Genomic DNA, 25,344 nt, shown 5'->3' with positions numbered 1-25,344 from the left:
CGCACGGCCCCGGCACCCGCACCCACCCCCGCCCTACGCGTCGAGCCGCGCCCGCCACTCCCGTACCGCCGCCGCGTCCACCGGCGCGTCCCAGCCCTTCGGGCGGGCCGCGCCCCCGATGTGCACCGCGTCGATGCCCGCGGCCAGTAGATCGGGCAGGTGTCCGAGCCGGAGCCCGCCTCCCACCAGGATCTGCGGCTCGTAACCGGGCTGACCCTTGTGGGCCGCCTCGGCGAGCAGCGTCGGGATGCCGTCGTCGACGCCGCGCGCCGATCCCGCCGTGAGGTACGCGTCGAGGCCCGGCAGGCCTGCCAGCTGTTTGCGCAGGGTGTCCCGGTCGGTGGCGTGGTCGATCGCGCGGTGGAACGTCCAGCGGCAGCCGTCCAGCTCGGCGACGAGCCGTTCGACGGCGACGAGGTCCGCGCGGCCCGCCGCGTCCAGGAAGCCGAGGACGAATTCATCGGCGCCCTCGGCCCGCAGCTCGCGCGCCCTGCGTACGAGCACGTCGATGTCACCGGCCGCGAATCCGTCCGCCACCCTGAGCATCACGCGCAGCGGAATGTCGACCGCGGCGCGGATCTCCGCGAAGGTCGCACAGGACGGGGTCAGGCCGTCCGACGCCATGTCGGTGACCAGCTCCAGCCGGTCTGCGCCACCCGCCCGGGCAGCGACCGCGTCCTCCGCGTCGAGAGCGATCACCTCCAGGACTGCACGGTTGCTCATGGGACCCCATTCCTCCGGTAAGCAGCTACAGGTCTAGTCCAATGGCCAGCCTACGGGCCGGTCGCGCGAAGGCGAACCCTCGGCGCGCACGCGAAGATACGCGAGGCCGGAGCGGCACCCGGCAACCGGACGCACATGATCCATCTCTCGAACCCGGATCCACCCTTGCGCTTCATAGGGGTGGGGGGTATACATGAACCAGGAGCAGATACCCCCTAGGGGTATGCAGTATCCGTCAACGCCTGGGAGGAAACCGTGTCCGCGCATACCGCCGCAACCGGCATCGGCACCGACACCACCGCAGAGGTCGAGCTCGCCATCGGCGGCATGACCTGCGCATCGTGCGCGGCCCGCATCGAGAAGAAGCTGAACCGGATGGACGGCGTCACCGCCACCGTCAACTACGCCACGGAGAAAGCCAAGGTCAGCTACCGGGGCGAGGACATCTCCGTACAGGACCTGATCGCCACGGTCGAGAAGACCGGCTACACCGCACAGGAGCCCGCACCCCCGGCCCCCGCCGGGGAAGGCGCCCCGTCAGTGGCCGAAGCGGAAGCCGATGAGCTCCGTCCGCTGCGGCAGCGGCTGCTCACCGCCGTGGTACTCGCCGTCCCGGTGATCGCGATGGCGATGATCCCGGCGCTCCAGTTCGACTACTGGCAGTGGCTGTCGCTGACCCTGACGGCCCCGGTCGTCACGTATGCCGCCTGGCCGTTCCACCGCGCCGCCTGGACCAACGCCCGGCACGGTGCGGCGACGATGGACACGCTGATCTCGCTCGGCACGTCGGCCGCGTTCCTGTGGTCGCTGTGGGCGCTGTTCTTCGGCACCGCGGGGATGACGGGCATGACGCACCCCTTCGAGCTGACCATCGGCCGCAGTGACGGCGCCGGGAACATCTATCTGGAGGCGGCGGCCGGCGTCACCGCGTTCATCCTGGCCGGGCGCTATTTCGAGGCCCGCTCCAAGCGGAAGGCGGGCGCCGCGCTCAAGGCGCTGCTGGAGCTGGGCGCCAAGGAGGTCACCGTGATGCGGGGCGGCCGCGAGGTGACCGTCCCGACGGCGGAACTGCAGGTCGGGGACCGGTTCCTGGTCCGCCCCGGCGAGAAGATCGCCACCGACGGCACAGTCGTCGAGGGCGCCTCGGCGGTGGACACGTCGATGCTCACCGGCGAGTCCGTGCCGGTCGAGGTCGGTGTCGGGGACTCCGTCACCGGTGCCACGCTCAACGCGGGCGGCCGGCTCGTCGTCGAGGCGACACGGATCGGCGCCGACACGCAGCTGGCGCGGATGGCGAAGCTCGTCGAGGACGCGCAGAACGGCAAGGCGGCGGCGCAGCGGCTGGCCGACAGGATCTCCGCGGTGTTCGTGCCCGTGGTCATCGCGCTCGCGCTCGGCACGCTGGGGTTCTGGCTGGGCAACGGGGCGGGTCTGACGGCCGCGTTCACGGCCGCCGTCGCCGTACTGATCATCGCCTGCCCGTGCGCGCTGGGCCTCGCCACTCCGACCGCCCTCATGGTGGGGACCGGGCGCGGCGCGCAGCTCGGCATCCTGATCAAGGGCCCGGAGGTCCTGGAGACCACGCGTCGCGTCGACACGATCGTCCTGGACAAGACCGGCACGGTCACCACCGGCCGGATGACGCTGCTGGACGTCCACGTGGCGCCCGGCACCGACGCGACGCAGGTACTGCGGCTGGCGGGCGCCCTGGAGCACGCCTCCGAGCACCCGATCGCCCAGGCGGTCGCCGCCGGTGCGGTCGAGCGGACCGGCGCGGCACTCCCCGTACCGGAGGACTTCGCCAACGTCGCGGGGCTCGGCGTCCAGGGCGTCGTCGAGGGGCACGCGGTCCTCGTCGGCCGGGAGCAGCTGCTCGCCGAGTGGGAGATCCATCTGCCGGTAGAGCTGGCCCGGAAGAAGGCGGCCGCCGAGGCGGCGGGCCGGACGGCCGTCACGGTCGCCTGGGACGGCGGGGCGCGGGCGGTCCTGGAGGTCGCCGACGCGGTGAAGGACACCAGCGCCGAGGCGATCGCACGGCTGCGGTCACTGGGGCTGACGCCGATCCTCCTCACCGGGGACAACCGGGCGGTCGCGGAGTCGGTCGCGGCGGAGGTCGGGATCGACCGGGACGACGTGTACGCCGAGGTCATGCCCGAGGACAAGGTCGACGTCGTCAAGCGGCTGCAGGCACAGGGCCGTTCGGTCGCGATGGTCGGCGACGGCGTCAACGACGCGGCGGCACTGGCCCAGGCGGACCTGGGGCTGGCGATGGGCACGGGCACGGACGCGGCGATCGAGGCCGGTGACCTGACGCTGGTCCGCGGGGACCTGCGGGCCGCGGCGGACGCGATCCGGCTGTCGAGGAAGACGCTGGGGACGATCCGGACGAACCTGTTCTGGGCGTTCGCGTACAACGTGGCGGCGCTGCCGCTGGCGGCGGCAGGGCTGCTGAATCCGATGATCGCGGGGGCCGCGATGGCGTTCTCGTCGGTGTTCGTGGTGGGGAACTCGTTGCGGCTGCGAGGGTTTCGCGCGGCGGCCTGAGGGCTGTCCCAGGACTGAGCACCGGCCCGACGAGGCCGGTGCTCAGCCCGCGCTCACGAACCGCACCCGGGTTCCCGACACCGCCTGTGCCGCCCCCGCGAGTGCGGTCTCGTGCACGACACCGACGACCGGGTAGCCCCCGGTCGTCGGATGGTCGTTGAGGAACACCACCGGGCGGCCGTCCGACGGCACCTGAATGCTTCCCTCGCCGCCGCTCGGACTCACCGCGTAACCGGGCCCGCCCGCCGCTCGCCGTGGACGACGGGGGGAATCTACTCTCGTGCGTATGACGGACGACAGCGCGCACGAGAGCGGATCCTCCCCCGACGCCGCGGACGCGCTCCGGACCCGCTGGAGCGATGCCCTGGCCGCCGTACGGGAGGGCGCGACCGGCCCCGATCCGCTGCCGTACGCCGACAACCTGCTCGCCCGCTGGGCCGAACCTCAGCGCCGCTACCACACCACCGCCCATCTGACGGCGGTCCTCGACCGCATCGACACCCTCGCCGGTCACGCCGCCGACCCGGACGCGGTCCGCCTCGCCGCCTGGTTCCACGACGCGGTGTACCGCCCGGACCGGTCCGAGAACGAGGAGCGCAGCGCCGCCCTCGCCGAGCGCGCCCTGCCCGAGGCCGGTGTCCCGGACGCCGTCACCGCCGAGGTCGCCCGGCTGGTCCGGCTCACCGTCACCCATGACCCGACGGACGGCGACACCAACGGCGAGGTGCTGTGCGACGCGGATCTGGCGATCCTCGCGGCCGCCCCCAAGGAGTACGCGGCGTACGCGGCGCAGGTGCGGGACGAGTACGGCTTCGTCCCCGACGAAGCCTTCCGGAGCGGGCGAGCGGCCGTCCTGCGCCAGCTGCTCGGACTGCCGCGGCTGTTCCGTACGCCGCACGGGTTCGCCGAGTGGGAGCCGCGGGCCCGGCAGAACCTGCTGACGGAGCTGGAACTGCTCACCCGTTGAGACGGCCGACGGGATACCACCACACGGGAATGTAACGGTCACGATCGCTGTTGGCAGCTGTCATGCCCGACTCTGCCGTTCGCCGCCACACCCGCATGCCTCTGGCCGTATACATTCTGGGCCTCTCGGTCTTCGCCCTCGGCACGAGCGAGTTCATGCTCTCCGGGCTGCTGCCACCGATCGCCGACGACATGAACGTGTCGATCCCCCGGGCCGGGCTCCTCATATCCGCCTTCGCCATCGGCATGGTGATCGGCGCGCCCCTGTTGGCCGTGGCCACGCTCCGGCTGCCGCGCCGCACCACCCTCATCACACTGATCTCGGTCTTCGGCCTCGGGCAGGTCGCGGGTGCGCTCGCTCCGACGTACGAGGTGCTCTTCGCCTCCCGCGTGGTGAGCGCCTTCGCGTGCGCCGGGTTCTGGGCGGTGGGGGCGGCGGTCGCCATCGCGATGGTGCCGGTGAACGCGCGGGCCAGAGCGATGGCCGTGATGATCGGCGGGCTGTCGATCGCGAACGTCCTCGGCGTACCGCTGGGGGCGTTCCTCGGTGAGACCCTCGGCTGGCGGTCGGCGTTCTGGGCCGTCGGCGCGGCGTCCGCCGTGGCGCTCGTCGGTGTCGCGACGCTCATCCCCCGTATTCCGCTCCCCGAGCAGAAGCCGCAGCTGGGGCGGGAGATGTCCATCTACCGCGACCGGCAGGTGTGGCTGTCGATCGTGATCACGGCGCTCGCGGCGGGCGGGGTCTTCTGCGCGTTCAGCTATCTGGCGCCGTTGCTGACGGATGTCGCCGGGCTGGATTCGGGCTGGGTTCCGACGGTTCTCGCGCTGTTCGGGATCGGGGCGCTGGTCGGTACGACGATCGGCGGCCGGGTCGCGGACGCGCACCTCTTCGGGGTGCTGATGAGCGGTATCGCGGCCTCGACGGTCTTCCTGGTCGCCCTGGCGCTGTTCGCGTCGAACCAGGTCGCCGTGGTCGGGCTCGCGTTCCTGCTGGGCCTGTCCGCGTTCTACACGGCCCCGGCGCTGAACGCCCGGATGTTCAACATCGCGGGCGCGGCCCCGACCCTGGCGGGCGCGACGACGACCGCCGCGTTCAACCTCGGCAACACGGGCGGCCCCTGGCTGGGCGGCACAGTGATCGACGCGGACTTCGGCTTCGAGGCGACGGCCTGGGCGGGCGCGGCGATGACGGTCCTGGCGCTGGTCGCCGTGGTGTTCTCGCTGCGGCTGCACAGCGGGGCCAGGTCGCGACGGGTGACCGGGTCGCCCGCCGTGACGTCGTCGCCGGCGTCCATCGACGTGGAAGCGGGAAGCTCCTCCGCCGCCTGAGAGCCTGTCGCTTCGGCAGTCGTTCAGCCGCCGGTCGCCCGGCCGGGTGCCGGGCGTCCCTTGGGGCGCCGAAGTCCCGCCTCCGTGAGCCGGCGGACGAGTTCCTTCGAACCGATCTCGACGGCCCCGGCCCGGACCGCGTCCGCGTACCGCGTTTCCGGTACGTCGTAGTGGTCCCGCTCGAACGCCTGCGGCGGGCAGCCGATGGCGGCGGCGAACGCGTGCAGTTCGTCGAAGGACACGTCGCTGACCAGATGCGACCAGAATCGGCCGTGGCCCGGCCAGTCGGGCGGGTCGATATAGACCGTCACCGGCCGAGCACTCCGCTCAGCGCGCCCACACGCGCCACCATCACGGTCGCCTTGGTACAGACCCAGCGCGGGTCCGGGCCCAGCTCCGGTTCGACGTCGAGGGCGTGCGGGTCGCCCGTGTCGCACACGGGGCAGAGCGGCCAGCGGCCGTACTGCTCCAGCAGCGCGTCCTGGACGTCCTGGGCAACCAGCCCGACGAGGTACTCCACGCCGTCCGGCCACTGCTCGACCCACCATCGCCGGTGCGTCACCGCGTCCTCGACGAGCGAGACGATCTCGGCCTCGGCGACGCCGCCTGCGGCGAGATCGGCCATGACCAGGGCGCGGGCGGTGTGCAGCGCCTGCTCCAAGCGGTTCAGCTCCATGCAGCCATTGTCACCCCGAGTGCGACCAGGCCCTGCGTCCAGTCACCCGTCCCGGCCTCCGTTCCGTCAGAGGTCGGGACCAAAGGGGGTTGACGGACCACAGGGTTGAAAATACCTTTCAAAGGTGGCCAATGACCTGAAGGAAAGTTTCAGCGGTGATGCGCCGCCCGCTCCGGCCGCCCTCGCGGCCAAGGTGCGGACGCTCGCGCCGTCCATGACGCGCTCCATGCAGCGGGTCGCCGAGGCCGTAGCCGGTGACCCGGCCGGCTGCGCCGCCCTGACGGTCACCGGTCTCGCCGAGCTCACCGGCACCAGCGAGGCGACCGTGGTCCGCACGGCCCGCCTCCTCGGCTACCCCGGCTACCGGGATCTGCGCCTCGCCCTCGCCGGGCTCGCCGCCCACCAGCAATCCGGCCGCGCCCCCTCCGTCACGGCGGACATAGCCGTCGACGACCCGATCGCCGACGTGGTCGCCAAGCTCGCCTTCGACGAGCAGCAGACCCTCGCGGACACGGCCGCCGGACTCGACACGGTGCAGCTCGGTGCCGCCGTCGCCGCCGCGTCGACCGCCCGCCGGATCGACATCTACGGCGTCGGCGCCTCCTCTCTCGTCGCCCAGGACCTGGGGCAGAAGCTGCTCCGTATCGGCCTGATCGCGCACGCGCACATGGACCCGCACCTGGCTGTCACCAACGCCGTGCAGCTCCGCTCCGGCGATGTGGCGATCGCGATCACCCACTCCGGTTCCACCGGTGACGTGATCGAGCCGCTCCGGGTGGCGTTCGACCGGGGCGCGACGACGATCGCGATCACCGGCCGCCCCGACGGCCCGGTGACGCAGTACGCGGACCACGTGCTGACCACGTCCACCGCCCGCGAGAGCGAGCTGCGCCCGGCCGCCATGTCGAGCCGGACGAGCCAGCTCCTCGTCGTGGACTGCCTGTTCATAGGGGTTGCCCAGCGGACGTACGAGACGGCGGCCCCGGCGCTCGCCGCCTCGTACGAGGCACTGGCCCACCGCCACACCCCTCGCACCCGCTGACAACACGGGCCCCCGCACCCCCACCCGCACTCGCTGAACCGTACGAGCCACGAGATCGAGAAAGCAGAGCCGCTCTCCATGACCTCCACCCCCGACGCCGACGCCGCGACGCCCGATCAGCCCTCCGAGTACGGGGAGCTGCGCGCCGAACTCGCCACCCTCACCACCGAGGCGTTCCGGCCCGAGCTCGCCGAGATCGACCGGCTGGCCACGCTGGAGATCGCCCGGATCATGAACGGCGAGGACCAGTCCGTCCCCTCCGCCGTCGCCGCCCGGCTGCCCGAGATCGCCGCCGCGACCGACGGGGTCGCCGCGCGCATGGCCCGCGGTGGCCGGCTGATCTACGCGGGCGCGGGCACCGCGGGCCGGCTCGGCGTCCTGGACGCCAGTGAGTGCCCGCCCACGTTCAACACCGACCCGTGCGAGGTGGTCGGTCTGATCGCGGGCGGGCCGTCCGCGATGGTCACAGCTGTCGAGGGCGCCGAGGACAGCAAGGAGCTGGCCGCCGCCGACCTCGACGGACTGGATCTCACCCCGGACGACACGGTGGTCGGCATCTCCGCCTCCGGCCGTACGCCGTACGCGATCGGGGCCGTCGAGCACGCCCGCGCCAAGGGTGCGCTGACCATCGGCCTGTCCTGCAACGCGGACTCGGCGCTCGGCGCCGCGGCCGAGCACCCCATCGAGGTCGTCGTCGGCCCGGAACTCCTCACCGGCTCGACCCGCCTGAAGGCCGGTACGGCGCAGAAGCTCGTCCTCAACATGCTGTCGACGATCACGATGATCCGGCTCGGCAAGACGTACGGAAACCTCATGGTCGACGTCCGCGCCTCCAACGAGAAGCTGCGCGCCCGCTCCCGCCGGATCGTTTCCCTCGCCACCGGCGCCTCCGACGCGGAGATCGAAGCCGCGCTCGCCGCCACCGACGGCGAGGTGAAGAACGCGATCCTGGCCATCCTCGGCCAGGTCGACGGTCCGACCGCCGCCACGCTCCTGTCCGCGTCCGGCGGCCACCTCCGCGCCGCCCTCGCGGCCGCACCCCGCAGCACCTGACCCCGTCCGGGGCACGCGCCTTCGACGGTCACGGCGACCGGCATCCCGGCCGCCCCGACGACGAACCCGGCGCAGGAACCTGCCCGCGCCTGACCCCGTAACGCAACTGAGGGCGGCACCCGGTGCGGGTGCCGCCCTTCACGCTTCTCACGGCAGCCGCCCCTCCGGGTTGACCTCCCTGACCCGGGCCCGCAGCACCTCCCCGGGCGGCGCCGGCCGCACGGACTCCGGCGGGCAGTCCCACTCCGCACCACCGCCCGGCGGCCGCAGCTGTACGTACGGTCCGACGCACCCCATCACGCGCCCCACCCGCCCGTCGCGGGAATCCACCGCGAACGACCCGGGTTCCGGCGTCCACGGTTCGAGCTCCTCACCCGTCATGTCCGGTCTCCCTGTTGCCCGTCCGCGCCCAGCACCGCACTCAGCCGCAGCGCCGTATCGACGGCGCACCGTCCGAGGTCCACCAACGGCGCCGGCTCGTTCATCGGCCAGCTGGAGTCCGGCACGCGCCGGATGCAGGTGGACCAGGCCCAGAAGCTCGACGAGATCCTGCACGCGGACGGATTCTTCGTCCGGAACTGCGTCGCCCTGAAGAAGTCGAAGTACCCGGATCACTTCGCGGAGGCGGCGGAGGCGGAAGCAGTCGCGAAGACCATCAAGGAGTACGCACCGCAGCTGATTCCCGGTCTGTTGCAGACGGAGGCGTATGCGCGAGCGGTGTTCCGAGGCGGGCTGCCAACGGCGACGGAGAACGTGATCGACGACCTGACCACGGTGAGGCTGGATCGCGCACAGCTGCTGTCCGATCCAACAACACCCTTGGTTTGGGCAGTTCTGGATGAGGCGGTGCTGCGTCGGGAGGTAGGCGGCCCGGCAGTGATGGCAGAGGCACTCCACCACATCCTGAAACTGGCACGCGAACACCGGATCATCGCGCAGGTGCTGCCGTTCGGCGCAGGCGCGCACATGGCCATGGAAGGTCAACTCAAGCTGATGTCCTTCGAGGACGCGCCCCCGCTCGTCTATCTCCAGGGCCTGGGCACAGGGAAGTTGCAGGATGATCCCGCCACGGTCAGGCACTACGAACTGACCTACGATCTGGTGGCGGCCAGCGCATTGTCACCGGAAGCGTCCCTGGCCCTGATCGAGTCAGCGGCGGAGGATCACCTTCATGAAGATCAGTAGTTCTGACTACGACCTGACCACGGCGATCTGGCAGAAGTCCTCATACAGCGGCGCAAGCGGTGGCGACTGCCTCGAAGTCGCCACCTGGCGGAAGTCGACGTACAGCGGTGGAGACGGCGGCAACTGCCTCGAAGTCGCCGACGGGCACCCCGGTGTCGTCCCCGTCCGTGACTCCAAGGTTCCGGACGGCCCGGGGCTCGTGTTCCGTACGGCGGCGTGGTCGTCCTTCGTCGCGGACGTCAAGCGCGTCCAGGCGTAAAGGCCGCGGCGCGACCTTGCCGATGGGTGCCCTGACCGTTGCCGAAGCGATCAAGGCATAAACCCGCAGCCCTCAGGCGCGTTCCCATCCACCGTTGGGAACGCGCCCCCGACGCCAGGGCCTCGTAAGACCTCGGCGATCGAATCAGCTGGTGAAGATGAAGTACTTCCAGGCGCCGTGCGTCGTCGTGTTCACGTTGTCCCCGGAAGTGCCGTTGATGTACGAGGAGCGCACCCGGGCACGGAGGCCGGACGTGCCCGCGTGGCCCAGGTTGACGACCGACTTCATGTTGGTGCCGAGCTTGAAGTACTCGGTGGCCCCGTCGTACCACTTGCCCTGGTAGTACACCTGGAGCTCCAGCCGCTGCTTGCGGCCCTTGTAGTAGCTCATCGTCGTCGTGGAGATGACGTCGGTGTTCTTGTGGAAGTAGTAGTACGTCGTGGAGCCGATCTTGCCGGTCCGGTAGTACTTGGACAGCGCCGTCGAGACCTTCACCCGGGCGTACGCCGTGGACTTGACCGACTTCGGGGCGTAGCGGGCGTCGCCCTTGAACACGGCGGTGATCGTGGTGTCCCGGGTCATGACCCGGGTGTACGACAGGTTGCCGCTGGAGTTGACCTTGCCGGTCTTCACCAGTTGGTTCGGCTTGTCCGCACCGAAGGGGTCGGCCCAGATCTCGACCGTGCGGTTCTTGTACGTCGTACCGAGGTGCGCCGTGAACGTGACACTCTTGGCGTAGTCGTACACCTTGCCGTTGTTGTTCAGCGTCAGCGCGGGCGTGGCACGGGAGACGTTTACGGTGTCCGAGGCGGTCGCCGGGGTGTGCGAGGCGTCACCCGCGTACGTCACCTTGTAGGTGACCTTGGCGCCGGCCGACGGGGTGTCCGTGAAGGAGAACGTGCCGCCCGCGCCGAGGTACTTGGTGCCGAGCGACTTGCCGTTCGGCGACTCCATGTCGGTGCGGGTGACGGCCAGCGGGGTCCCGGCGGGCAGCGCGAGGCCGGAGGTGAGCGAGCCCTTGACGGTGAGCGGCTTCCCGCGGGTGGCGGTGGCCGGGGCGTCGGCCTTCAGCGTGGCGACGTACTTGCGGGGTTCGTCGACGACGTTGAACATGGAGGAGTCGTTGTCGCCCCCCTCGCTCACCACGAACAGCTTCCCGCCGTCGGCCGACCAGTTCATCGAGTGTCCGAACCAGGGCATCCAGTTGTGGGACAGGTTGCGGACGCTGGCGGGTCGGGCGGGGTCGCTGCTGAAGACGTACGTGTCGCCGAGGTCGTCGGTGTCGAGGACAGTGGCCGCGACCGTGCCGTCCGGGGCGATGCTGACCGTTTCCGGTGCGGAGGCGACGGGAAAGGTGCGGACCTGTTCCAGGTCGGAGAGCCGGTACTCGGTGAGCGCACGGTTCCCGGGCCCGGCCACGACGACGTTCTGTCCGTCCGGGGTGAGCGCCGCGTCGTTGTAGAAGCCGCCCTTCTCGGCGGACACGCGGATCACCGGGGTGCCGGAGGAGATGTCGTAGACGAGGATCGGCCCGGAACTGATGCCTGCGTCGAGGGCAAGCAGCGTGCCCGGGTTGTCCGGGTCCGCGTAGAGCTTGGGCGGGCTGGCGAAGTCGTGTCCGGCCGCCAGGTCCAGCGTCACCGTCGGCGTCTCGGCGGTCAGGTCGACCGAGCCGAGCCCGGAGTCCCACTGGTCGCCGTATCCGAACCACAGCTTGCCGTCGGCGTAGGCGAGCCGGGAGGGAATGGTCCTGTCGCCGGTCGGGTACTCGGCGGTCTGCGTGAGCGTCGCGGTATCGAAGGCGACGATCTTGTCAGCGCCGTAAACCGCGGCGTACAACGTGCCGGCGTCCGGGCTCAGTTCGAGGTCCCGGACCTGGGGCAGGCCGGTGAGCGTGGTGACGACCTTGCCGGTGTAGTCGGTGACGACGATCTTGTCCTGGGACCTGTCGCTGAAGTACAGCCGCTGGTGGATGCCGTCGACGACCGTGTCGTCCGCGGACGCGACCGGGATGATCCTGGTGGTGTCGGCGGACGCCGGTGCGGCGGTGAGCACCGCCGAACTGAAGAGGACCGCCAGTACGGTGGCGGCCGGGAGAATGCGTATACGCACGGTGATTCGAACCCCCCGGAACGAGTGTGGGGCCACTGCGTGCAGCTGACAGGCAACAGTTCCTGTGTGTGACCTGTGCTGAACGTGTGGCGAGTGAGCGAAGACTATGTCATGCCACCGACACCATGACCAACGCCCGCACCGCCGGCGTCGGGTGAGCCCGCGCAGCCGATGAAGGCTGTCGGCCGGCGTGTCCAGGACCGGGCAGCGTCGCGATGCGGCGAGCGCTTGGCCGAAGTCGCCGGGGACGCCGTCCGAGTACGCAAAGACGCTGACGTCGTAGCGGTCCCCGAGCCGGCACACCGTCTCGCCACGAACGCTCGGCAGGCATCTCCGACCGCATCGTCATGGGCGACGGCATCCTGGAGGCCCTGAAGGCCGTGGGCCTGCGCGACACCGCCCCGCGCGCCATCCTCGCCCACGAGTTCGGCCACCACGTGCAGTACGAGGACAACCTCTTCGCCAACACCACGCTCACCGGGCCGGAGGCCACCCGCCGCACCGAGCTGATGGCGGACGCGTTCGGCACGTACTTCCTCACCCACTCGCGCGGCGAAGCCCTCAACACCAAGCGGGTGCTGGGCTCCGCCCAGTCCTTCTACGAGGTCGGCGACTGCGGCTTCACGAACCCCGGCCACCACGGCACGCCCAACCAGCGCCTCGCGGCCTCCTCGTGGGGCGGCGCGCGAGGCCGCTGTCGCCGCCTGTGTCGACCGGCTGCCGGACGGTGCACCCGGACTGGCGGGCATCGGCCAGAAAATGCTTACCCGGACCCTGCGCCATCACGGACTGGACGGCTGGAATCACGCGCACGGTGACCCCGTCCGTACCGTTCCGCGTGGCTTGTGCCCCCACGCCGCCCGGTGGGGATACGGCCCTGCTGATGCGGGCGACCGAGGGGGGCGGAGCAGCACAAGGGCTCCGTCCTCACCACCCGGACCAGCGACGACGCACCGAACTCGGCCACCTGGCCGCTGTCCGAAATCTGCTCCCACCCACGGGTGGTTTGCCGCGGTCTCCAACCGGAAGGTGATCATCCACCTCCACCATGGCGCTGGGCACGGTGGCTCTCACCGCGCCGGACCCTCCCTGGAAGGAACCACCTTGTCCGAACCGACCCGCGACCAGATCGCAGACGCGCTCACGTCCAACCCGCCGATCACCCTGTCCGCACGTCCCAGCCTCACCAAGCCCGCCGCCGCACCGGCGGCCGACGAGGTATGGCCGCTGCACAACGGCACCGCCTGGGTGTACTACGGCGAGGGACACACACGGCTGATGAATCCCTTCATCACGGCCGACGGGTTCAACTCCGGGCCGAGTGACCTGGCGGAGCTCTGGGAGTACCTGGAGAGCGGCGCGTACCCGTTCATCAGCCAGCTGCGCCGCCGCGGCTACGACGTGATCATCCTCGGATTCCACGAACGCAGTGCGTCGATCCTGGACAACTCCCGGGCCGCGCAGGAGGCGATCCACCACGCCATCGCCGAGCGGGCCGGGGACGCGCCACTGAAGGTGGGCGGCTTCAGCATGGGCGGGCTGGTCACCCGGCACGCGCTGGCCAAGCTGGAGATGCAGCGCATGGACCACCAGACCGACCTGTACTTCTCGTACGACAGCCCGCACCGCGGCGCGTGGATCCCGATCGTGCTCCAGGCGTTCGCGCACTACATCCGGGACCTCGACAGCCGGTTCTCCGACCAGATCAACAGCGCCGCCGCCCAGCAGCTGCTCTGGCGGCACATCCCGGAATGGAACAGCACGCCGGCTGAGAGCCAGAAGCGGACCGACTTCCTCAGCGAGATGCAGCGCCTCGGCGGATGGCCGATGCTGCCCCGGAAGATCGCCGTCGCCAACGGCGTCGGCACCGGAACGGGCAACGGGATCAATCCGAGCGACCTCGCCCTGGAGGGCAAGGGGCTCTCCGTCGCCGGCACGAAGCTGTACACGCAGGCGGCGGGGGACGACGAACTGGTCGCGAAGCTGCGGGTGGTGACGCTGAAGACGAACGAGGTACGGACCTCGGGCCTGCCCACCATCGACGGCGCGCCCGGCGGCACCCTGGAAGGGTTCGGCATCCTCGCCGACGGGCTCAACGCCCTCAACCCCTGGCTCGGCTTCAAGACCGACGTACCCATCCGCTCGCACTGCTTCGTCCCCGCGGTCAGTGCCGTCGCCATCCGTGACGTGGCGACGGACGAGGACCTGTACACACCCATCAACGGCCTGTCGCGGGAGGGCAGCGAGCTCGACGACTTCAAGCTCGCCTCGCAGAACGAGGGCCACACCCTCGTGACCGAGGAACTCTGCTCCTGGATCATCGAGCGGCTGTAACAGCAGGTAACAGCGCCGGTTACGGCGACGTCGGCCCCCGGGACCAGCCGGCCCCGGGGGCCGACGTACAGGCACGTACCGATCCGTCAGGATCAGAAGTCCATGTCACCGCCCGGCATGCCGCCCGGAGCGGCCACGACTGCCTTTGACGGCGATCTGCTTGAGCGGGGCCTCCAGCGCCGGCTTGACGGCGTTGGCGCCGGTCGCGCCTCGTCACCCGAGAGCTCCGGCTTCGCGAAGACGGCGGAAGCCTGCAGCAGCGCCACGCCACCACCGACGCCGAGAGCACGGCCCCACATGCGGGCGCGGTATTAAACTGGCTGACGCATGGACAAATCCCGACATAAGGAGATATTCGCCATGGCCAAGCGAGGCAACAAGCGACGCGGTCGCAAGAAGAAGAAGGCGAACCACGGCAAGCGCCCCAACGCCTGAACGCACCAGCGCCGGACATGACGTCGGCCCCCGGGACCGACTGGTCCCGGGGGCCGACGTACAGGCACTTACCGATCCGTCAGGATCAGAAGTCCATGTCACCGCCCGGCATGCCGCCCGGAGCGGCCGCAGAGGCCTTCTCCGGCTTGTCGGCGATGACGGCCTCGGTGGTCAGGAACAGCGCGGCGATCGACGCGGCGTTCTGCAGAGCGGAGCGCGTGACCTTCGCCGGGTCGAGAATGCCCTCGGCGATCATGTCGACGTACTCGCCGGTCGCGGCGTTCAGACCGTGGCCGACGGCCAGGTTGCGCACCTTCTCGACGACGACGCCACCCTCGAGACCACCGTTGACGGCGATCTGCTTGAGCGGGGCCTCCAGCGCCAGTTTGACGGCGTTGGCGCCGGTCGCCTCGTCACCCGAGAGCTCCAGCTTCTCGAAGACGGCGGAAGCCTGCAGCAGCGCCACGCCACCACCGGCGACGATGCCCTCCTCGACGGCCGCCTTCGCGTTGCGAACGGCGTCCTCGATGCGGTGCTTGCGCTCCTTGAGCTCGACCTCGGTCGCGGCACCGGCCTTGATGACGGCCACGCCGCCGGCCAGCTTCGCCAGGCGCTCCTGGAGCTTCTCGCGGTCGTAGTCCGAGTCGGAGTTCTCGATCTCGGCACGGATCTGGTTGACGCGACCCTGAACCTGGTCGGTGTCACCGGCGCCGTCGACGATCGTCGTCTCGTCCTTGGTGATGACGACCTTGCGGGCACGGCCCAGCAGGTCCAGGCCGGCGTTCTCCAGCTTGAGACCGACCTCCTCGGAGATGACGGTGCCACCGGTGAGGATGGCGATGTCGCCGAGCATGGCCTTGCGGCGGTCACCGAAGCCCGGAGCCTTGACGGCGACGGACTTGAAGGTGCCACGGATCTTGTTGACGACCAGGGTCGACAGGGCCTCGCCCTCGACGTCCTCGGCGATGATCAGCAGCGGCTTGCCGGACTGCATGACCTTCTCCAGCAGCGGAAGGAGGTCCTTCACGTTGCTGACCTTGGAGTTGACGATCAGGATGTACGGGTCGTCCAGGGACGACTCCATGCGCTCCATGTCGGTGGCGAAGTACGCCGAGATGTAGCCCTTGTCGAAGCGCATACCCTCGGTGAGCTCCAGCTCCAGACCGAAGGTCTGGGACTCCTCGACGGTGATGACGCCTTCCTTGCCGACCTTGTCCATCGCCTCGGCGATGAGCTCGCCGATCTGGGTGTCGGCGGCGGAGATGGAGGCCGTGGAAGCGATCTGCTCCTTGGTCTCCACGTCCTTGGCCTGCTCCAGCAGAGCGGCGGAGACGGCCTCGACGGCCTTCTCGATGCCCCGCTTGAGGGCCATCGGGTTCGCACCCGCGGCGACGTTGCGGAGGCCCTCACGGACGAGTGCCTGGGCGAGAACGGTGGCGGTGGTCGTACCGTCGCCGGCGACGTCGTCCGTCTTCTTGGCGACTTCCTTGACCAGCTCTGCGCCGATCTTCTCGTACGGGTCCTCGAGCTCGATCTCCTTGGCGATGGAGACACCATCGTTGGTGATCGTGGGTGCGCCCCACTTCTTCTCAAGGACGACGTTCCGGCCCTTGGGGCCGAGGGTCACCTTGACGGCGTCGGCGAGCTGGTTCATCCCGCGCTCGAGGCCGCGCCGCGCTTCCTCGTCGAACGCGATGATCTTGGCCATGTGAAGTGGTCCTCCCGGACAGGGGTGGATTGCTCCGGACCGTGTGGCGCCCGCGACGGACGGCCTGCGTGCCTGACGGTTCCTTGCCCCGCCGGGCCTGCGGGCCTCACCGACCCGGTCCTTCTGTCACTCTCAACGTCAGAGTGCTAACGCCCAATGATTAGCACTCGACCCCTTCGAGTGCAAGCGCCCCTTCGAGTTCGTGGACCGCGCCGGGCAGCGGCGGCGCGGTCACAGGCGGACTCCAGGACGCACGAAGGGCCCGTACCCCTTGGGGGAGGTACGGGCCCTTCGTGCGTGAGTAGTGTCGTTGGCCGACCGCGCCGAGCTCAGCCGACGGCGAGCTTGACCATGTCCGCCTGCGGCCCCTTCTGGCCCTGCGAGATTTCGAATTCAACTCGCTGACCCTCTTCGAGGGTGCGGTACCCGTCCATCTGGATCGCGCTGTAGTGGACGAAAACATCCGCACCACCGTCGACCGCGATGAAGCCGTACCCCTTCTCCGCGTTGAACCACTTGACGGTGCCCTGAGCCATGCCTAACTCCCCTATTACTGGCCCTTGCACAGGACCGCACTTCGCGGACCCGGGTCAGAACTCACCCTCCGACAGGAGAGGGTGCGTGCGCCGGAACGCGTCGACCGCGGCCGAATGTATCTGCCCAACTGCCCTCTGCAACAGGTCAATCGGACGAGAAATCTGGGCAGCACCGAACGCCCGAAGATGAGGAATTTATGTGATTCCAGGGCAAGTCGGGCCGGACAAAGGCCACTTACGGCGCAAGGAGTTGGAACACTTTGGCTGCATCTTGTCGTGGGCGGGCGCATTCTCATATGCGGTCGGCACGGGCAGCGGAGGGGACTTCCCCACTCTACCGCGCTCAACCATGCAGAATTGCCCCCTCCGCTTAGCTTGCAGAGGGGGCAATTCCGGTAACGCTGCGAAGCCGGCCGCAGGGCTGACTACGGGTCAGCAGCCGCCCGCGACCGCCGGGATGATGGAGATGCCCGCCCCGTCCGGGGTGGCCGTCTCCAGGCCGCCCTCGAAGCGCACGTCGTCGTCGTTGACGTACACGTTCACGAAGCGGCGGAGCTTGCCCTGGTCGTCCAGGACACGCGCGGCGATGCCCGGGTGGTTCTGCTCCAGCGACTCGATGACCTGGGAGAGGGTCGAGCCCTCGGCCGGGACCTCGGCCTGGCCGCCCGTGTAGGTGCGCAGGATGGTGGGAATACGGACCTTGACGCTCATCCGGGTGCCTTCCTCATGTCTCGGGTGATCGGGTCAGCTGTTGGCGAGGCCGGCGTCGCGGAACGCGTCCAGGCTGGGCCGGATGGTCGCGGTCGGGCCGGTCGTCGGGGCGACCGCGTCCAGCGTCTTCAGGCCGTCACCGGTGTTCAGGACGACCGTGGTGAGCGTCGGGTCCAGCAGACCCGCCTCGATCAGCTTCCTCGTCACACCGACCGTCACCCCGCCCGCCGTCTCGGCGAAGATGCCCTCGGTGCGGGCCAGCAGCTTGATCGCGTCGACGATCTGCTCGTCGTCGACGTCCTCGACCGCGCCGCCGGTGCGGCGGGCGATGTCCAGGACGTACGGACCGTCGGCCGGATTGCCGATCGCCAGGGACTTGGCGATCGTGTTCGGCTTCTGCGGGCGCACGACGTCGTGACCGGCCTTGAAGGCCGTGGAGACCGGGGAGCAGCCCTCGGCCTGGGCACCGAAGATCTTGTACGGCTTGTCCTCGACGAGACCGAGCTTGATCAGCTCCTGAAGACCCTTGTCGATCTTCGTGAGCTGCGAGCCGGACGCGATCGGGATGACGAGCTGGTCGGGCAGCTGCCAGCCGAGCTGCTCGCAGATCTCGTACGCGAGCGTCTTGGAACCCTCGCCGTAGTACGGGCGCAGGTTGACGTTGACGAAGCCCCAGCCCTCACCGAGCGGGTCGCCGATGAGCTCCGAGCAGAAGCGGTTGACGTCGTCGTAGTTGCCCTCGATGCCGACCAGTTCACCGCCGTACACCGCGGCCATGACGACCTTGCCCTGCTCCAGGTCGTGCGGGATGAACACGCAGGACCGGAATCCGGCCCGGGCGGCGGCCGCGCCCACCGCACCGGCGAGGTTGCCGGTGGAGGAGCAGGAGAGAGTGGTGAAACCGAAGGCGCGGGCGGCCTCCACGGCGATCGCGACGACGCGGTCCTTGAAGGAGTGCGTCGGGTTGCCGGAGTCGTCCTTGACGTACAGACCGCCGGTGACGCCCAGCTCACGGGCGAGGTTGTCGGCCTTGACCAGCTTGGTGAAGCCGGGGTTGATGTTGGGCTTGTCCGCGACATCGGCGGGGACGGGCAGCAGCGGCGCGTAGCGCCAGATGTTGTCCGGTCCGGCCTCGATGCGCTTCTTCAGCTCGTCCGGGGAGTCGCCCGGCAGGTCGTACGCCACTTCGAGCGGCCCGAAACAGGACGCGCAGGCGAAAAGGGGACCGAGCTCGAAACGCTCTCCGCACTCGCGGCAGGAGAGCGCCGCTGCGGGGCCGAGGTCGACGGCGCCGGTGGAAGAATCGGTGCTTACTGCAACAGTCTGCACAGCCATGCTGGCGAGGCCCTTTCTCCTCATCTTCCTCGCGGCGCATTTCGCCACGAGACGGAATTGGCACCTTCCCCACCTGACCTCGCGGTCGGCGGGAGGGTTGCCGGGACTTCAACGGGCCGTTCCCTCAGTCCCTCTGGATGAGCGCTTTGGCACTGGATCACCGACCCAGGCATTTGTTGGCGGACGACCCCGACATGCGACGGTCGTCCGCGTTGTTCAAGACTGTAACCGAAGCCCCGGACGGTTGAGGCAGTCGTCCGAACCGCGAGATGGATCACATACAGGGAGTATCGACCGTGCTGGAAGAGGTCGAACGCTGGCTGGCCGGGCGTTCCTGGTCGGCAGCCGACCGCCCGCTGGACCGGCTCGTCGCCGCCAAGAGCCGGGATCCGCGGCGCGGGAGCGTGAGCGTGGTGCTGCCCGCCCTGAACGAGGAGGCGACGGTCGGCGCCATCGTCGAGACGATCCGGGTCGAGCTGATGGAGAAGGTGCCGCTGGTCGACGAGCTGCTGGTGATCGACTCCGGCTCGACGGACGGCACGGCGGAAGTCGCCCGGAAGGCGGGCGCCCGGGTGGTGCACCGCGACGCGATACTCCCGCGCATACCCGCGCTCCCCGGCAAGGGCGAGGTCCTGTGGCGCTCGCTCCTGGTCACCACCGGTGACATCGTCTGCTTCATAGACGCCGACCTGAGGGACTTCTCCGCGCAGTTCGTCTCCGGCATCGTCGGCCCGCTGCTCACCGACCCCGAGGTGCAGTTCGTCAAGGCGATGTACGACCGCCCCCTGGGCGACACCGCGGGTCAGGGCGGTCGCGTCACGGAACTGGTGGCCCGCCCGCTGCTCAATCTGCACTGGCCGCGGCTGGCCGGCTTCGTCCAGCCGCTCGGCGGCGAGTACGCGGTGCGGCGCTCACTGCTGGAGCGGCTGCCGTTTCCTGTCGGTTACGGAGTGGAACTCGGCCTCCTGGTGGACGCCCTGCACACCGTCGGGCTGGACGCGCTGGCACAGGTCGATGTGGGGGTGCGCAGACACCGCCACCAGGACGGCCAGGCGCTGGGACGGATGGCTGCGGCGATCTATCGAACCGCTCAGCTCCGGCTGTCCCGGGGTCACTTGGTACGTCCGGCCCTGACCCAGTTCGAGCGGGGCGAGGACGGCTTCGTACCGCGCACCCATCCGGTGGACACGGAGGAGCGGCCCCCGATGTGCGAGATCACGGAGTACGTTTCGCGCCGCGCGGCCTGAGGTGGCCTGACTTCGCACGTTTGGGCGGTTCGTGATCGGGCTAGATTCCGCAACATGGTCTCCGAGCACGAAGCCCAGTCCGCTGCCCAGGTCCTTGTCGCGTCCAACCGCGGCCCGGTGTCGTACACCCTCACCACCGACGGATCGCTCGACGCCAAGCGCGGCGGCGGCGGGCTCGTCTCCGGGCTGAGCGCCGTCAAGGACAAACTGTGGGTGTGCGCCGCGCTCGGTGACGGGGACCGGGAGGCGGTCCGGCGCGGGGTCGGTGAGCAGGGCGTTCGGATGCTCGACATCGACGCGGAGGTCCACGCGGACGCGTACAACGGCATCGCGAACTCGGTGCTCTGGTTCGTCCACCACATGCTGTACCAAACGCCGCTGGAACCGGTTTTCGACGCGGAGTTCCGGCGGCAGTGGGCGTCGTTCGAGACGTACAACCGGGCCTTCGCCGAGGCGCTCGCCGAGGAGGCGGGCGAGGGCGCGGCGGTGCTGGTGCAGGACTACCACCTGGCGCTGGTCCCCGGCATGCTCCGCGAACTCCGCCCCGACCTTCGGATCGGCCACTTCTCGCACACTCCGTGGGCGCCCGTCGACTACTTCCGCCTGCTCCCCGACGACATCGCCGAGCAGCTGCTGCACGGCATCCTGGGCGCGGACCGGGCGGCCTTCCTGACCCGGCGCTGGGCGGACGCGTTCATCGGCTGCTGCACGGAGGTCCTGGGCGGCACCGGCCGGACGAGGATCGGGGTGCACGGTCTGGGGGCGGACGCGGACTTCCTGTGCCGGCGCGCGCACGAGAAGGACGTGGACGAGCGGATGGCGACACTGCGGGAGCAGGTGGGCGGCACCGGTCGGAAGACGATCGTGCGGGTGGACCGGACGGAACTCTCCAAGAACATCGTGCGTGGCCTGTTCGCCTACCGGGAGCTGCTCAACACACGTCCGGAGTGGCGCGAACGGGTGGTTCATATGGCGTTCGCGTATCCGTCGCGGCAGGACCTGGCGGTGTACCGGGAGTACACCGCGGAGGTGCAGCGGGTCGCGGAGGAGATCAACTCGACGTACGGGACCGCCGACTGGACCCCGGTCCTGCTCCATGTGCACGACGACTTCGCACGCTCGCTGGGAGCGTACCGGCTGGCGGACGTGGCGCTCGTCAACCCGATCCGCGACGGCATGAACCTCGTCGCCAAGGAGGTCCCGGTGGTCTCCGACGCGGGCTGCGCGCTGGTGCTGTCGCGGGAGGCGGGGGCGTACGAGGAACTGGGCGGCGACGCGGTCGTGGTGAACCCGTACGACGTGTCCGCGACGGCGGCGGCACTGCACGAGGCGTTGACGATGGCGGACGACGAACGGGCCGCGCGCACGGAGCGGCTGGCCGCGGCGGCGGTGGCGCTGCCGCCGCAGCAGTGGTTCCTGGACCAGCTGGACGCGCTCCGGCAGGAGTGACGCGGCCCGTCACACCTCGGTGGGATCCGACCGGAGACAGCGCGCCAAGGCCGAGAGGAACTCCACGACGGCTCCCGGACCGTTCAACAACAGATCGGCCCGCTCGGCCAGTTCGGGCACTTCGGCGCTGCCGCTGCAGACCAGCAGGCCCGGGATGCCGTCGGGGCCCTCGGTGCGGAGCTTCTCCACGGCGGCGTACGCGGCGAGGTCGCCCAGGTCGTCACCCGCGTACAGAACGGACTCGGCGTCCAACTCCCGTACGTACTGTGTGAGCGCCATGCCCTTGTCCATGCCCGGCGGGCGCAACTCCAGCACGAGACGGCCCGGTTCGACGATCAGTCCGTGCCGGGCGGCGAGCGCGCCGAGCGGGCCGCGCAGCGCGTCGAACGCGGCCTGCGGGTCGGCGGCGCGACGGGTGTGGACGGCGAGCGCCCGGCCCTTCTCCTCGATCCAGGTACCGCGCCACGAGTCGAACCGTTCGAGGAGGCCGGGGAGTTCGGCGCGGACCGCGGCGACGCCCGGGTGCGGGGCGGGGGCGTGGACGGTACCGGAGACGGCGTCCCAGCGTTCGGCGCCGTAATGGCCGAGAACGACCAGGTGGTCGAGGCCGGGGACCCCGGCGAAGCCGCCGTGCCGGACCGCGACGTCGGCCGGACGGCCGGTGATCACGGCGACGGAGGCGACCTTCGGGGCGAGGGCGGCCAGGGCCGGTACGGCGCCGGGGCGGGCGCGGGCCTGTTCCGGGTCCGGGACGATCTCGGCGAGGGTGCCGTCGAAATCGAGTGCGACGACCGCGTGGTCGGGGCGGGCGAGGAGAGCGGCGAGGCCTTCGCGGCCGGCCGGGGTGGTCGGGGTCGGCAGAGGCTGTTCCGGAGTGCTGCCCATGGGTCGAGGGTATCGGGGGTGGTGCGGTGCGGCTACGGCCGGCGACCGCGGCCGGCCTGTTCCCCTGCCCGCCCCTTCCCGGAACCGGGGCGCCCCGGACCCCCGCTCCCTGATCCGGCCTGATCCGAACGGAAGTCCCTGGACGTACGGCGCTGCCGCAATGTCAGCGCCGCCCCCGCCGAGCGTCCCGGATCCGTCGCAGCCGGTTCACCGTCACCGGGTCCTCCTCCAGTGCCCGCCGGTTGTCCAGGAGCGCGTTGAGCAGCTGGTAGTAGCGCGTCGGCGAGATGCCCAGGCCCTCCCGGATCTCCCGCTCCTTCGCCCCCGGGCCGGGCCACGAGCGCCGTTCCACGGCCAGGACCGCACGCTCCCGGTCGGAGAGCCCGGCGCCAGGGTGGCCGGCGGGGCTGTCGGCAGGGGGCTCCGCTTCGGCGGAGCCGTCGTCGGGGGCGGTCATATGAGCCAACATATCGCCCGCCACCTGAGCTCGGCAGAAGGCCTGGTCGAAGGCACGCTCCGGGGCTTTGCCACACTTTTGTATGGGTCCTCAACAAACAGCATTAGTGGACTAGACCTATTGGGGGTCCTCGGGCGAAACTGTCTCCCGTGAAACACGTCATCGCCCTCGATGTGGGCGGCACCGGAATGAAGGCCGCACTGGTCGGGGCCGACGGCACCCTGCTGCACGAGGCTCGGCGCGCGACCGGCAGGGAGCGCGGACCCGACGCCGTCGTGGAGTCGATCCTCGCCTTCGCCGCGGAACTGCGCGCCCACGGGGAGGAACACTTCGGCGAGAGCGCCGTCGCGGCCGGTGTCGCCGTGCCCGGCATCATCGACGCGGAGAACGGGATCGCGGTCTACGCCTCGAACCTGGGCTGGCGCGACGTCCCCATGCGCACCCTGCTCGGCGAACGGCTCGGCGGCGTACCCGTCGCGCTCGGCCACGACGTCAGGACCGGCGGCCTCGCCGAGGGCAGGATCGGCGCGGGCAAGGGCGCCGACCGCTTCCTGTTCGTCCCGCTCGGTACCGGCATCGCCGGGGCCATCGGTATCACGGGCACCATCGAGGCGGGCGCGCACGGGTACGCGGGCGAGATCGGGCACGTCGTGGTCCGGCCGGACGGGCCGGACTGCGGGTGCGGACAGCGCGGCTGCCTGGAGACCCTCGCGTCCGCCTCCGCCGTCAGCCGCGCCTGGGCCGCCGCGTCGGGGGACCCGGAGGCCGACGCCGCGGACTGCGCGAAGGCCGTCGAATCGGGCGACCCCGCGGCCGTACGGGTGTGGCAGAACGCGGTCGACGCGCTCGCCGCCGGGCTGGTCACCGCGCTGACCCTGCTGGATCCCCGCATGCTCATCATCGGTGGCGGTCTCGCCGAGGCGGGGGAAACCTTGTTCGTACCACTCCGTGCGGCCGTCGAGGAACGTGTCACGTTCCAGAAGCTGCCCGACATCGTCCCGGCAGCCCTCGGGGACACCGCCGGATGCCTGGGTGCAGGGCTGCTCGCCTGGGATCTTCTCTCCACGGAGGTAACCGCCTGATGGCCGGACGCGCAGACAGCACGGTTCTCGCCGGGGCCCGGGTGGTTCTTCCCACCGGGACCGTCGAGAACGGCCGGGTGACCGTCGAGGGCACCCGGATCACCGGGAGTCCGGCGGAGGGTGCCCGGACCATCGATCTGACCGGCCACTGGGTCGTCCCCGGCTTCGTCGACATGCACAACCACGGCGGTGGCGGCGCGTCCTTCACCTCCGGCACGGTGGACGAGGTCCTCACCGGCGTCCGCACCCACCGCGAGCACGGCACCACCACCCTGGTCGCCTCCACCGTCACCGGCGAGATGGACTTCCTCGCCGAGCGGGCCGGCATCCTCTCCGAGCTGGTCGAGCAGGGCGACCTGGCCGGGATCCACTTCGAGGGCCCGTTCATCTCGCCGTGCCGCAAGGGCGCGCACAGCGAGACGCTGCTGCGCCACCCGGACCCGGCCGAGGTCCGCAAGCTGATGGACGCGGCGCGCGGCACCGCGAAGATGTTCACGCTCGCCACCGAACTGCCGGGCGGCATCGAGTCGGTGCGGCTGCTCGCCGAGCACGGCGTGATCGCCGCGATCGGGCACACCGACGCGACGTACGAGCAGACCGTCGAGGCGATCGACGCGGGCGCCACCGTCGCCACCCACCTGTTCAACGCGATGCCGCCGTTCGCCCACCGCGATCCCGGTCCGATCGCCGCCCTCCTGGAGGACGAGCGGATCACCGTCGAGCTGATCAACGACGGTACGCATCTGCACCCGGCCGCCCTGCAGTTGGCGTACCACCACGCGGGCGCCGCCCGTGTCGCGCTGATCACGGACGCGATGGACGCGGCCGGGTTCGGTGACGGCCAGTACCAGCTGGGTCCGCTCGCCGTCGAGGTCAAGGACGGCGTCGCCCGGCTCGTCGAGGGCGACTCGATCGCGGGTTCCACGCTCACCCTGGACACCGCGTTCCGCCGGGCCGTCACGCTCGACCGGATCCCGGTCGAGGACGTCGTGCGGTCCATCTCCGCCAACCCGGCACGGCTGCTCGGCGTGTACGACAAGGTCGGCTCTCTGGAGCCGGGCAAGGACGCGGACCTGGTGGTCCTGGACGCGGACTTCGCGCTCAAGGGCGTCATGCGCAAGGGCGAATGGGTTATTGAGCCCGAACTCGGGTGATTTCAGCCATTCTTGACAGTGGGCCGAATTCGTAACGAAGAGACAGCGGTTGGCCCGGAGCTCTGGGCCGACCGCTGCCTCTTTGGCATGATCGCTCTGTCAACAGCAGGGAAGGCGCGTTC

The 25,344-nt window shown here is 70.2% G+C and carries 24 protein-coding genes, 2 pseudogenes and 1 riboswitch; of the genes and pseudogenes, 14 read left to right on the top strand and 12 right to left on the bottom strand.

Translation table 11 applies throughout. From position 1 onward, the window contains the following. Positions 1–33 precede the first annotated feature (33 nt). Positions 34–723, bottom strand: coding sequence for a copper homeostasis protein CutC (locus ACGFSA_RS10585; protein WP_393302636.1), 690 nt, complete (start codon positions 721–723; stop codon positions 34–36). A gap of 255 nt (positions 724–978) precedes the next feature. Here ACGFSA_RS10585 and ACGFSA_RS10580 point away from each other — a divergent pair, with 255 nt between their 5' ends. Then, positions 979–3,267, top strand: coding sequence for a heavy metal translocating P-type ATPase (locus tag ACGFSA_RS10580; protein ID WP_393302633.1), 2,289 nt, complete (start codon positions 979–981; stop codon positions 3,265–3,267). A 42-nt stretch (positions 3,268–3,309) separates the two neighbouring features. Here the strand turns inward: ACGFSA_RS10580 and ACGFSA_RS10575 are convergent. Next, positions 3,310–3,471 (bottom strand): annotated as a pseudogene (locus ACGFSA_RS10575) (allophanate hydrolase subunit 2 family protein); the annotation flags it as partial. Between the two features lie 82 nt (positions 3,472–3,553). Between ACGFSA_RS10575 and ACGFSA_RS10570 the strand changes: the two are divergent. Continuing rightward, positions 3,554–4,234 carry a hypothetical protein gene (locus ACGFSA_RS10570; RefSeq protein ID WP_393302630.1) on the top strand — a complete coding sequence of 227 codons (681 nt, stop codon included), beginning with the start codon at positions 3,554–3,556 and terminating at the stop codon, positions 4,232–4,234. A gap of 95 nt (positions 4,235–4,329) precedes the next feature. After that, the gene (locus ACGFSA_RS10565) at positions 4,330–5,562 is read left to right on the top strand and encodes a Cmx/CmrA family chloramphenicol efflux MFS transporter (RefSeq protein WP_393302627.1); all 1,233 of its coding nucleotides are present in this window, start codon (positions 4,330–4,332) and stop codon (positions 5,560–5,562) included. A gap of 23 nt (positions 5,563–5,585) precedes the next feature. Here the strand turns inward: ACGFSA_RS10565 and ACGFSA_RS10560 are convergent, their stop codons facing one another. Continuing rightward, entirely contained in the window at positions 5,586–5,873 is a 288-nt protein-coding gene (locus ACGFSA_RS10560; protein WP_393302624.1) for a DUF4031 domain-containing protein, read from the bottom strand. Beyond that, positions 5,870–6,238 (bottom strand): hypothetical protein, encoded by a 369-nt coding sequence (locus ACGFSA_RS10555; protein ID WP_393302621.1) that lies wholly within the window; start codon positions 6,236–6,238, stop codon positions 5,870–5,872. The genes ACGFSA_RS10560 and ACGFSA_RS10555 overlap by 4 nt, the downstream gene beginning before the upstream one ends. A 124-nt stretch (positions 6,239–6,362) precedes the next feature. Here ACGFSA_RS10555 and ACGFSA_RS10550 point away from each other — a divergent pair, with 124 nt between their 5' ends. Beyond that, positions 6,363–7,280: a MurR/RpiR family transcriptional regulator gene (locus ACGFSA_RS10550; protein WP_393302618.1), complete on the top strand. Its 918-nt coding sequence runs from the start codon at positions 6,363–6,365 to the stop codon at positions 7,278–7,280. 78 nt (positions 7,281–7,358) lie between these two features. Further along, positions 7,359–8,333 (top strand): N-acetylmuramic acid 6-phosphate etherase, encoded by a 975-nt coding sequence (gene murQ, locus ACGFSA_RS10545; RefSeq protein ID WP_393302615.1) that lies wholly within the window; start codon positions 7,359–7,361, stop codon positions 8,331–8,333. 147 nt (positions 8,334–8,480) lie between these two features. Here murQ and ACGFSA_RS10540 read toward each other — a convergent pair whose 3' ends face one another. Further along, the gene (locus ACGFSA_RS10540) at positions 8,481–8,714 is read right to left on the bottom strand and encodes a hypothetical protein (protein WP_393302613.1); all 234 of its coding nucleotides are present in this window, start codon (positions 8,712–8,714) and stop codon (positions 8,481–8,483) included. A gap of 90 nt (positions 8,715–8,804) precedes the next feature. Here ACGFSA_RS10540 and ACGFSA_RS10535 point away from each other — a divergent pair. Both ACGFSA_RS10535 and ACGFSA_RS10530 read left to right on the top strand, forming a co-directional pair. Next, positions 8,805–9,518: pseudogene (locus tag ACGFSA_RS10535) on the top strand (DUF5753 domain-containing protein); the annotation flags it as partial. Continuing rightward, positions 9,505–9,777, top strand: coding sequence for a DUF397 domain-containing protein (locus tag ACGFSA_RS10530; protein WP_393302610.1), 273 nt, complete (start codon positions 9,505–9,507; stop codon positions 9,775–9,777). The pseudogene ACGFSA_RS10535 and the gene ACGFSA_RS10530, both read left to right, overlap by 14 nt. A 144-nt stretch (positions 9,778–9,921) precedes the next feature. Here ACGFSA_RS10530 and ACGFSA_RS10525 read toward each other — a convergent pair whose 3' ends face one another. Further along, the gene (locus ACGFSA_RS10525) at positions 9,922–11,889 is read right to left on the bottom strand and encodes a YncE family protein (protein WP_393302607.1); all 1,968 of its coding nucleotides are present in this window, start codon (positions 11,887–11,889) and stop codon (positions 9,922–9,924) included. Positions 11,890–12,236: 347 nt separating this feature from the next. Here ACGFSA_RS10525 and ACGFSA_RS10520 point away from each other — a divergent pair, with 347 nt between their 5' ends. From ACGFSA_RS10520 to ACGFSA_RS10510, 3 genes are all read left to right on the top strand, one after another. After that, the gene (locus ACGFSA_RS10520) at positions 12,237–12,707 is read left to right on the top strand and encodes a hypothetical protein (protein WP_393302605.1); all 471 of its coding nucleotides are present in this window, start codon (positions 12,237–12,239) and stop codon (positions 12,705–12,707) included. 286 nt (positions 12,708–12,993) lie between these two features. Continuing rightward, positions 12,994–14,223, top strand: coding sequence for an esterase/lipase family protein (locus ACGFSA_RS10515; RefSeq protein ID WP_393302602.1), 1,230 nt, complete (start codon positions 12,994–12,996; stop codon positions 14,221–14,223). Positions 14,224–14,583: 360 nt separating this feature from the next. Then, positions 14,584–14,658 (top strand): 50S ribosomal protein bL37, encoded by a 75-nt coding sequence (locus tag ACGFSA_RS10510; protein WP_099504217.1) that lies wholly within the window; start codon positions 14,584–14,586, stop codon positions 14,656–14,658. A gap of 85 nt (positions 14,659–14,743) precedes the next feature. On the opposite strand, the gene groL is transcribed toward ACGFSA_RS10510, so the two are convergent. The 4 genes from groL to thrC all read right to left on the bottom strand — a co-directional run bounded on the left by groL (position 14,744) and on the right by thrC (position 18,948). Beyond that, complete coding sequence (groL, locus tag ACGFSA_RS10505; protein WP_383759232.1) at positions 14,744–16,366, bottom strand: chaperonin GroEL; 1,623 nt, start codon at positions 16,364–16,366, stop codon at positions 14,744–14,746. 329 nt (positions 16,367–16,695) lie between these two features. Beyond that, a complete protein-coding gene (locus tag ACGFSA_RS10500) occupies positions 16,696–16,902 on the bottom strand; it encodes a cold-shock protein (protein ID WP_003967346.1) in 207 nt (68 codons plus the stop codon). A gap of 432 nt (positions 16,903–17,334) precedes the next feature. Further along, positions 17,335–17,613, bottom strand: a complete 279-nt coding sequence (locus tag ACGFSA_RS10495) for a MoaD/ThiS family protein (protein WP_072487929.1) — start codon at positions 17,611–17,613, stop codon at positions 17,335–17,337. Between the two features lie 33 nt (positions 17,614–17,646). After that, on the bottom strand, positions 17,647–18,948 hold the full coding sequence (gene thrC / locus ACGFSA_RS10490; protein WP_393302596.1) for a threonine synthase: 1,302 nt from the start codon (positions 18,946–18,948) through the stop codon (positions 17,647–17,649). A 17-nt stretch (positions 18,949–18,965) separates the two neighbouring features. Continuing rightward, positions 18,966–19,092, bottom strand: a riboswitch (SAM riboswitch). Between the two features lie 152 nt (positions 19,093–19,244). Between thrC and ACGFSA_RS10485 the strand changes: the two genes are divergently transcribed. Together ACGFSA_RS10485 and ACGFSA_RS10480 are read left to right on the top strand one after the other, a co-directional pair. After that, positions 19,245–20,195, top strand: coding sequence for a glucosyl-3-phosphoglycerate synthase (locus ACGFSA_RS10485; protein WP_393302593.1), 951 nt, complete (start codon positions 19,245–19,247; stop codon positions 20,193–20,195). 54 nt (positions 20,196–20,249) lie between these two features. Then, entirely contained in the window at positions 20,250–21,644 is a 1,395-nt protein-coding gene (locus tag ACGFSA_RS10480; protein WP_393302590.1) for a trehalose-6-phosphate synthase, read from the top strand. Positions 21,645–21,653: 9 nt separating this feature from the next. Here ACGFSA_RS10480 and otsB read toward each other — a convergent pair whose 3' ends face one another. Further along, positions 21,654–22,529 carry a trehalose-phosphatase gene (gene otsB / locus ACGFSA_RS10475; RefSeq protein WP_393302587.1) on the bottom strand — a complete coding sequence of 292 codons (876 nt, stop codon included), beginning with the start codon at positions 22,527–22,529 and terminating at the stop codon, positions 21,654–21,656. A 163-nt stretch (positions 22,530–22,692) separates the two neighbouring features. After that, positions 22,693–22,986, bottom strand: a complete 294-nt coding sequence (locus ACGFSA_RS10470; RefSeq protein ID WP_393302584.1) for a DUF3263 domain-containing protein — start codon at positions 22,984–22,986, stop codon at positions 22,693–22,695. Positions 22,987–23,135: 149 nt separating this feature from the next. On the opposite strand from ACGFSA_RS10470, the gene ACGFSA_RS10465 reads away from it, so the two are divergent. Beyond that, a complete protein-coding gene (locus ACGFSA_RS10465) occupies positions 23,136–24,068 on the top strand; it encodes an ROK family protein (protein ID WP_393302581.1) in 933 nt (310 codons plus the stop codon). Beyond that, positions 24,068–25,222 (top strand): N-acetylglucosamine-6-phosphate deacetylase, encoded by a 1,155-nt coding sequence (nagA, locus tag ACGFSA_RS10460; RefSeq protein ID WP_393302578.1) that lies wholly within the window; start codon positions 24,068–24,070, stop codon positions 25,220–25,222. The genes ACGFSA_RS10465 and nagA overlap by 1 nt, the downstream gene beginning before the upstream one ends. Positions 25,223–25,344: the final 122 nt, after the last annotated feature.

It is taken from the genome of Streptomyces sp. NPDC048496 (assembly GCF_043200055.1).
GTDB lineage: Bacteria > Actinomycetota > Actinomycetes > Streptomycetales > Streptomycetaceae > Streptomyces.
This window is presented reverse-complemented; position numbering and strand designations above follow the sequence as displayed.

Bases quoted from the DNA above. Each gene is read 5' to 3' on its own strand.
- ACGFSA_RS10585 (WP_393302636.1), bottom strand. From the start codon at position 723: ATGAGCAACCGTGCAGTCCTGGAGGTGATCGCTCTCGACGCGGAGGAC.
- ACGFSA_RS10570 (WP_393302630.1), top strand. From the start codon at position 3,554: ATGACGGACGACAGCGCGCACGAGAGCGGATCCTCCCCCGACGCCGCG.
- ACGFSA_RS10565 (WP_393302627.1), top strand. From the start codon at position 4,330: ATGCCTCTGGCCGTATACATTCTGGGCCTCTCGGTCTTCGCCCTCGGC.
- ACGFSA_RS10555 (WP_393302621.1), bottom strand. From the start codon at position 6,238: ATGGAGCTGAACCGCTTGGAGCAGGCGCTGCACACCGCCCGCGCCCTG.
- murQ (WP_393302615.1), top strand. From the start codon at position 7,359: ATGACCTCCACCCCCGACGCCGACGCCGCGACGCCCGATCAGCCCTCC.
- ACGFSA_RS10540 (WP_393302613.1), bottom strand. From the start codon at position 8,714: ATGACGGGTGAGGAGCTCGAACCGTGGACGCCGGAACCCGGGTCGTTC.
- ACGFSA_RS10530 (WP_393302610.1), top strand. From the start codon at position 9,505: ATGAAGATCAGTAGTTCTGACTACGACCTGACCACGGCGATCTGGCAG.
- ACGFSA_RS10520 (WP_393302605.1), top strand. From the start codon at position 12,237: ATGGGCGACGGCATCCTGGAGGCCCTGAAGGCCGTGGGCCTGCGCGAC.
- groL (WP_383759232.1), bottom strand. From the start codon at position 16,366: ATGGCCAAGATCATCGCGTTCGACGAGGAAGCGCGGCGCGGCCTCGAG.
- ACGFSA_RS10500 (WP_003967346.1), bottom strand. From the start codon at position 16,902: ATGGCTCAGGGCACCGTCAAGTGGTTCAACGCGGAGAAGGGGTACGGC.
- ACGFSA_RS10495 (WP_072487929.1), bottom strand. From the start codon at position 17,613: ATGAGCGTCAAGGTCCGTATTCCCACCATCCTGCGCACCTACACGGGC.
- thrC (WP_393302596.1), bottom strand. From the start codon at position 18,948: ATGGCTGTGCAGACTGTTGCAGTAAGCACCGATTCTTCCACCGGCGCC.
- ACGFSA_RS10480 (WP_393302590.1), top strand. From the start codon at position 20,250: ATGGTCTCCGAGCACGAAGCCCAGTCCGCTGCCCAGGTCCTTGTCGCG.
- otsB (WP_393302587.1), bottom strand. From the start codon at position 22,529: ATGGGCAGCACTCCGGAACAGCCTCTGCCGACCCCGACCACCCCGGCC.
- ACGFSA_RS10470 (WP_393302584.1), bottom strand. From the start codon at position 22,986: ATGACCGCCCCCGACGACGGCTCCGCCGAAGCGGAGCCCCCTGCCGAC.
- nagA (WP_393302578.1), top strand. From the start codon at position 24,068: ATGGCCGGACGCGCAGACAGCACGGTTCTCGCCGGGGCCCGGGTGGTT.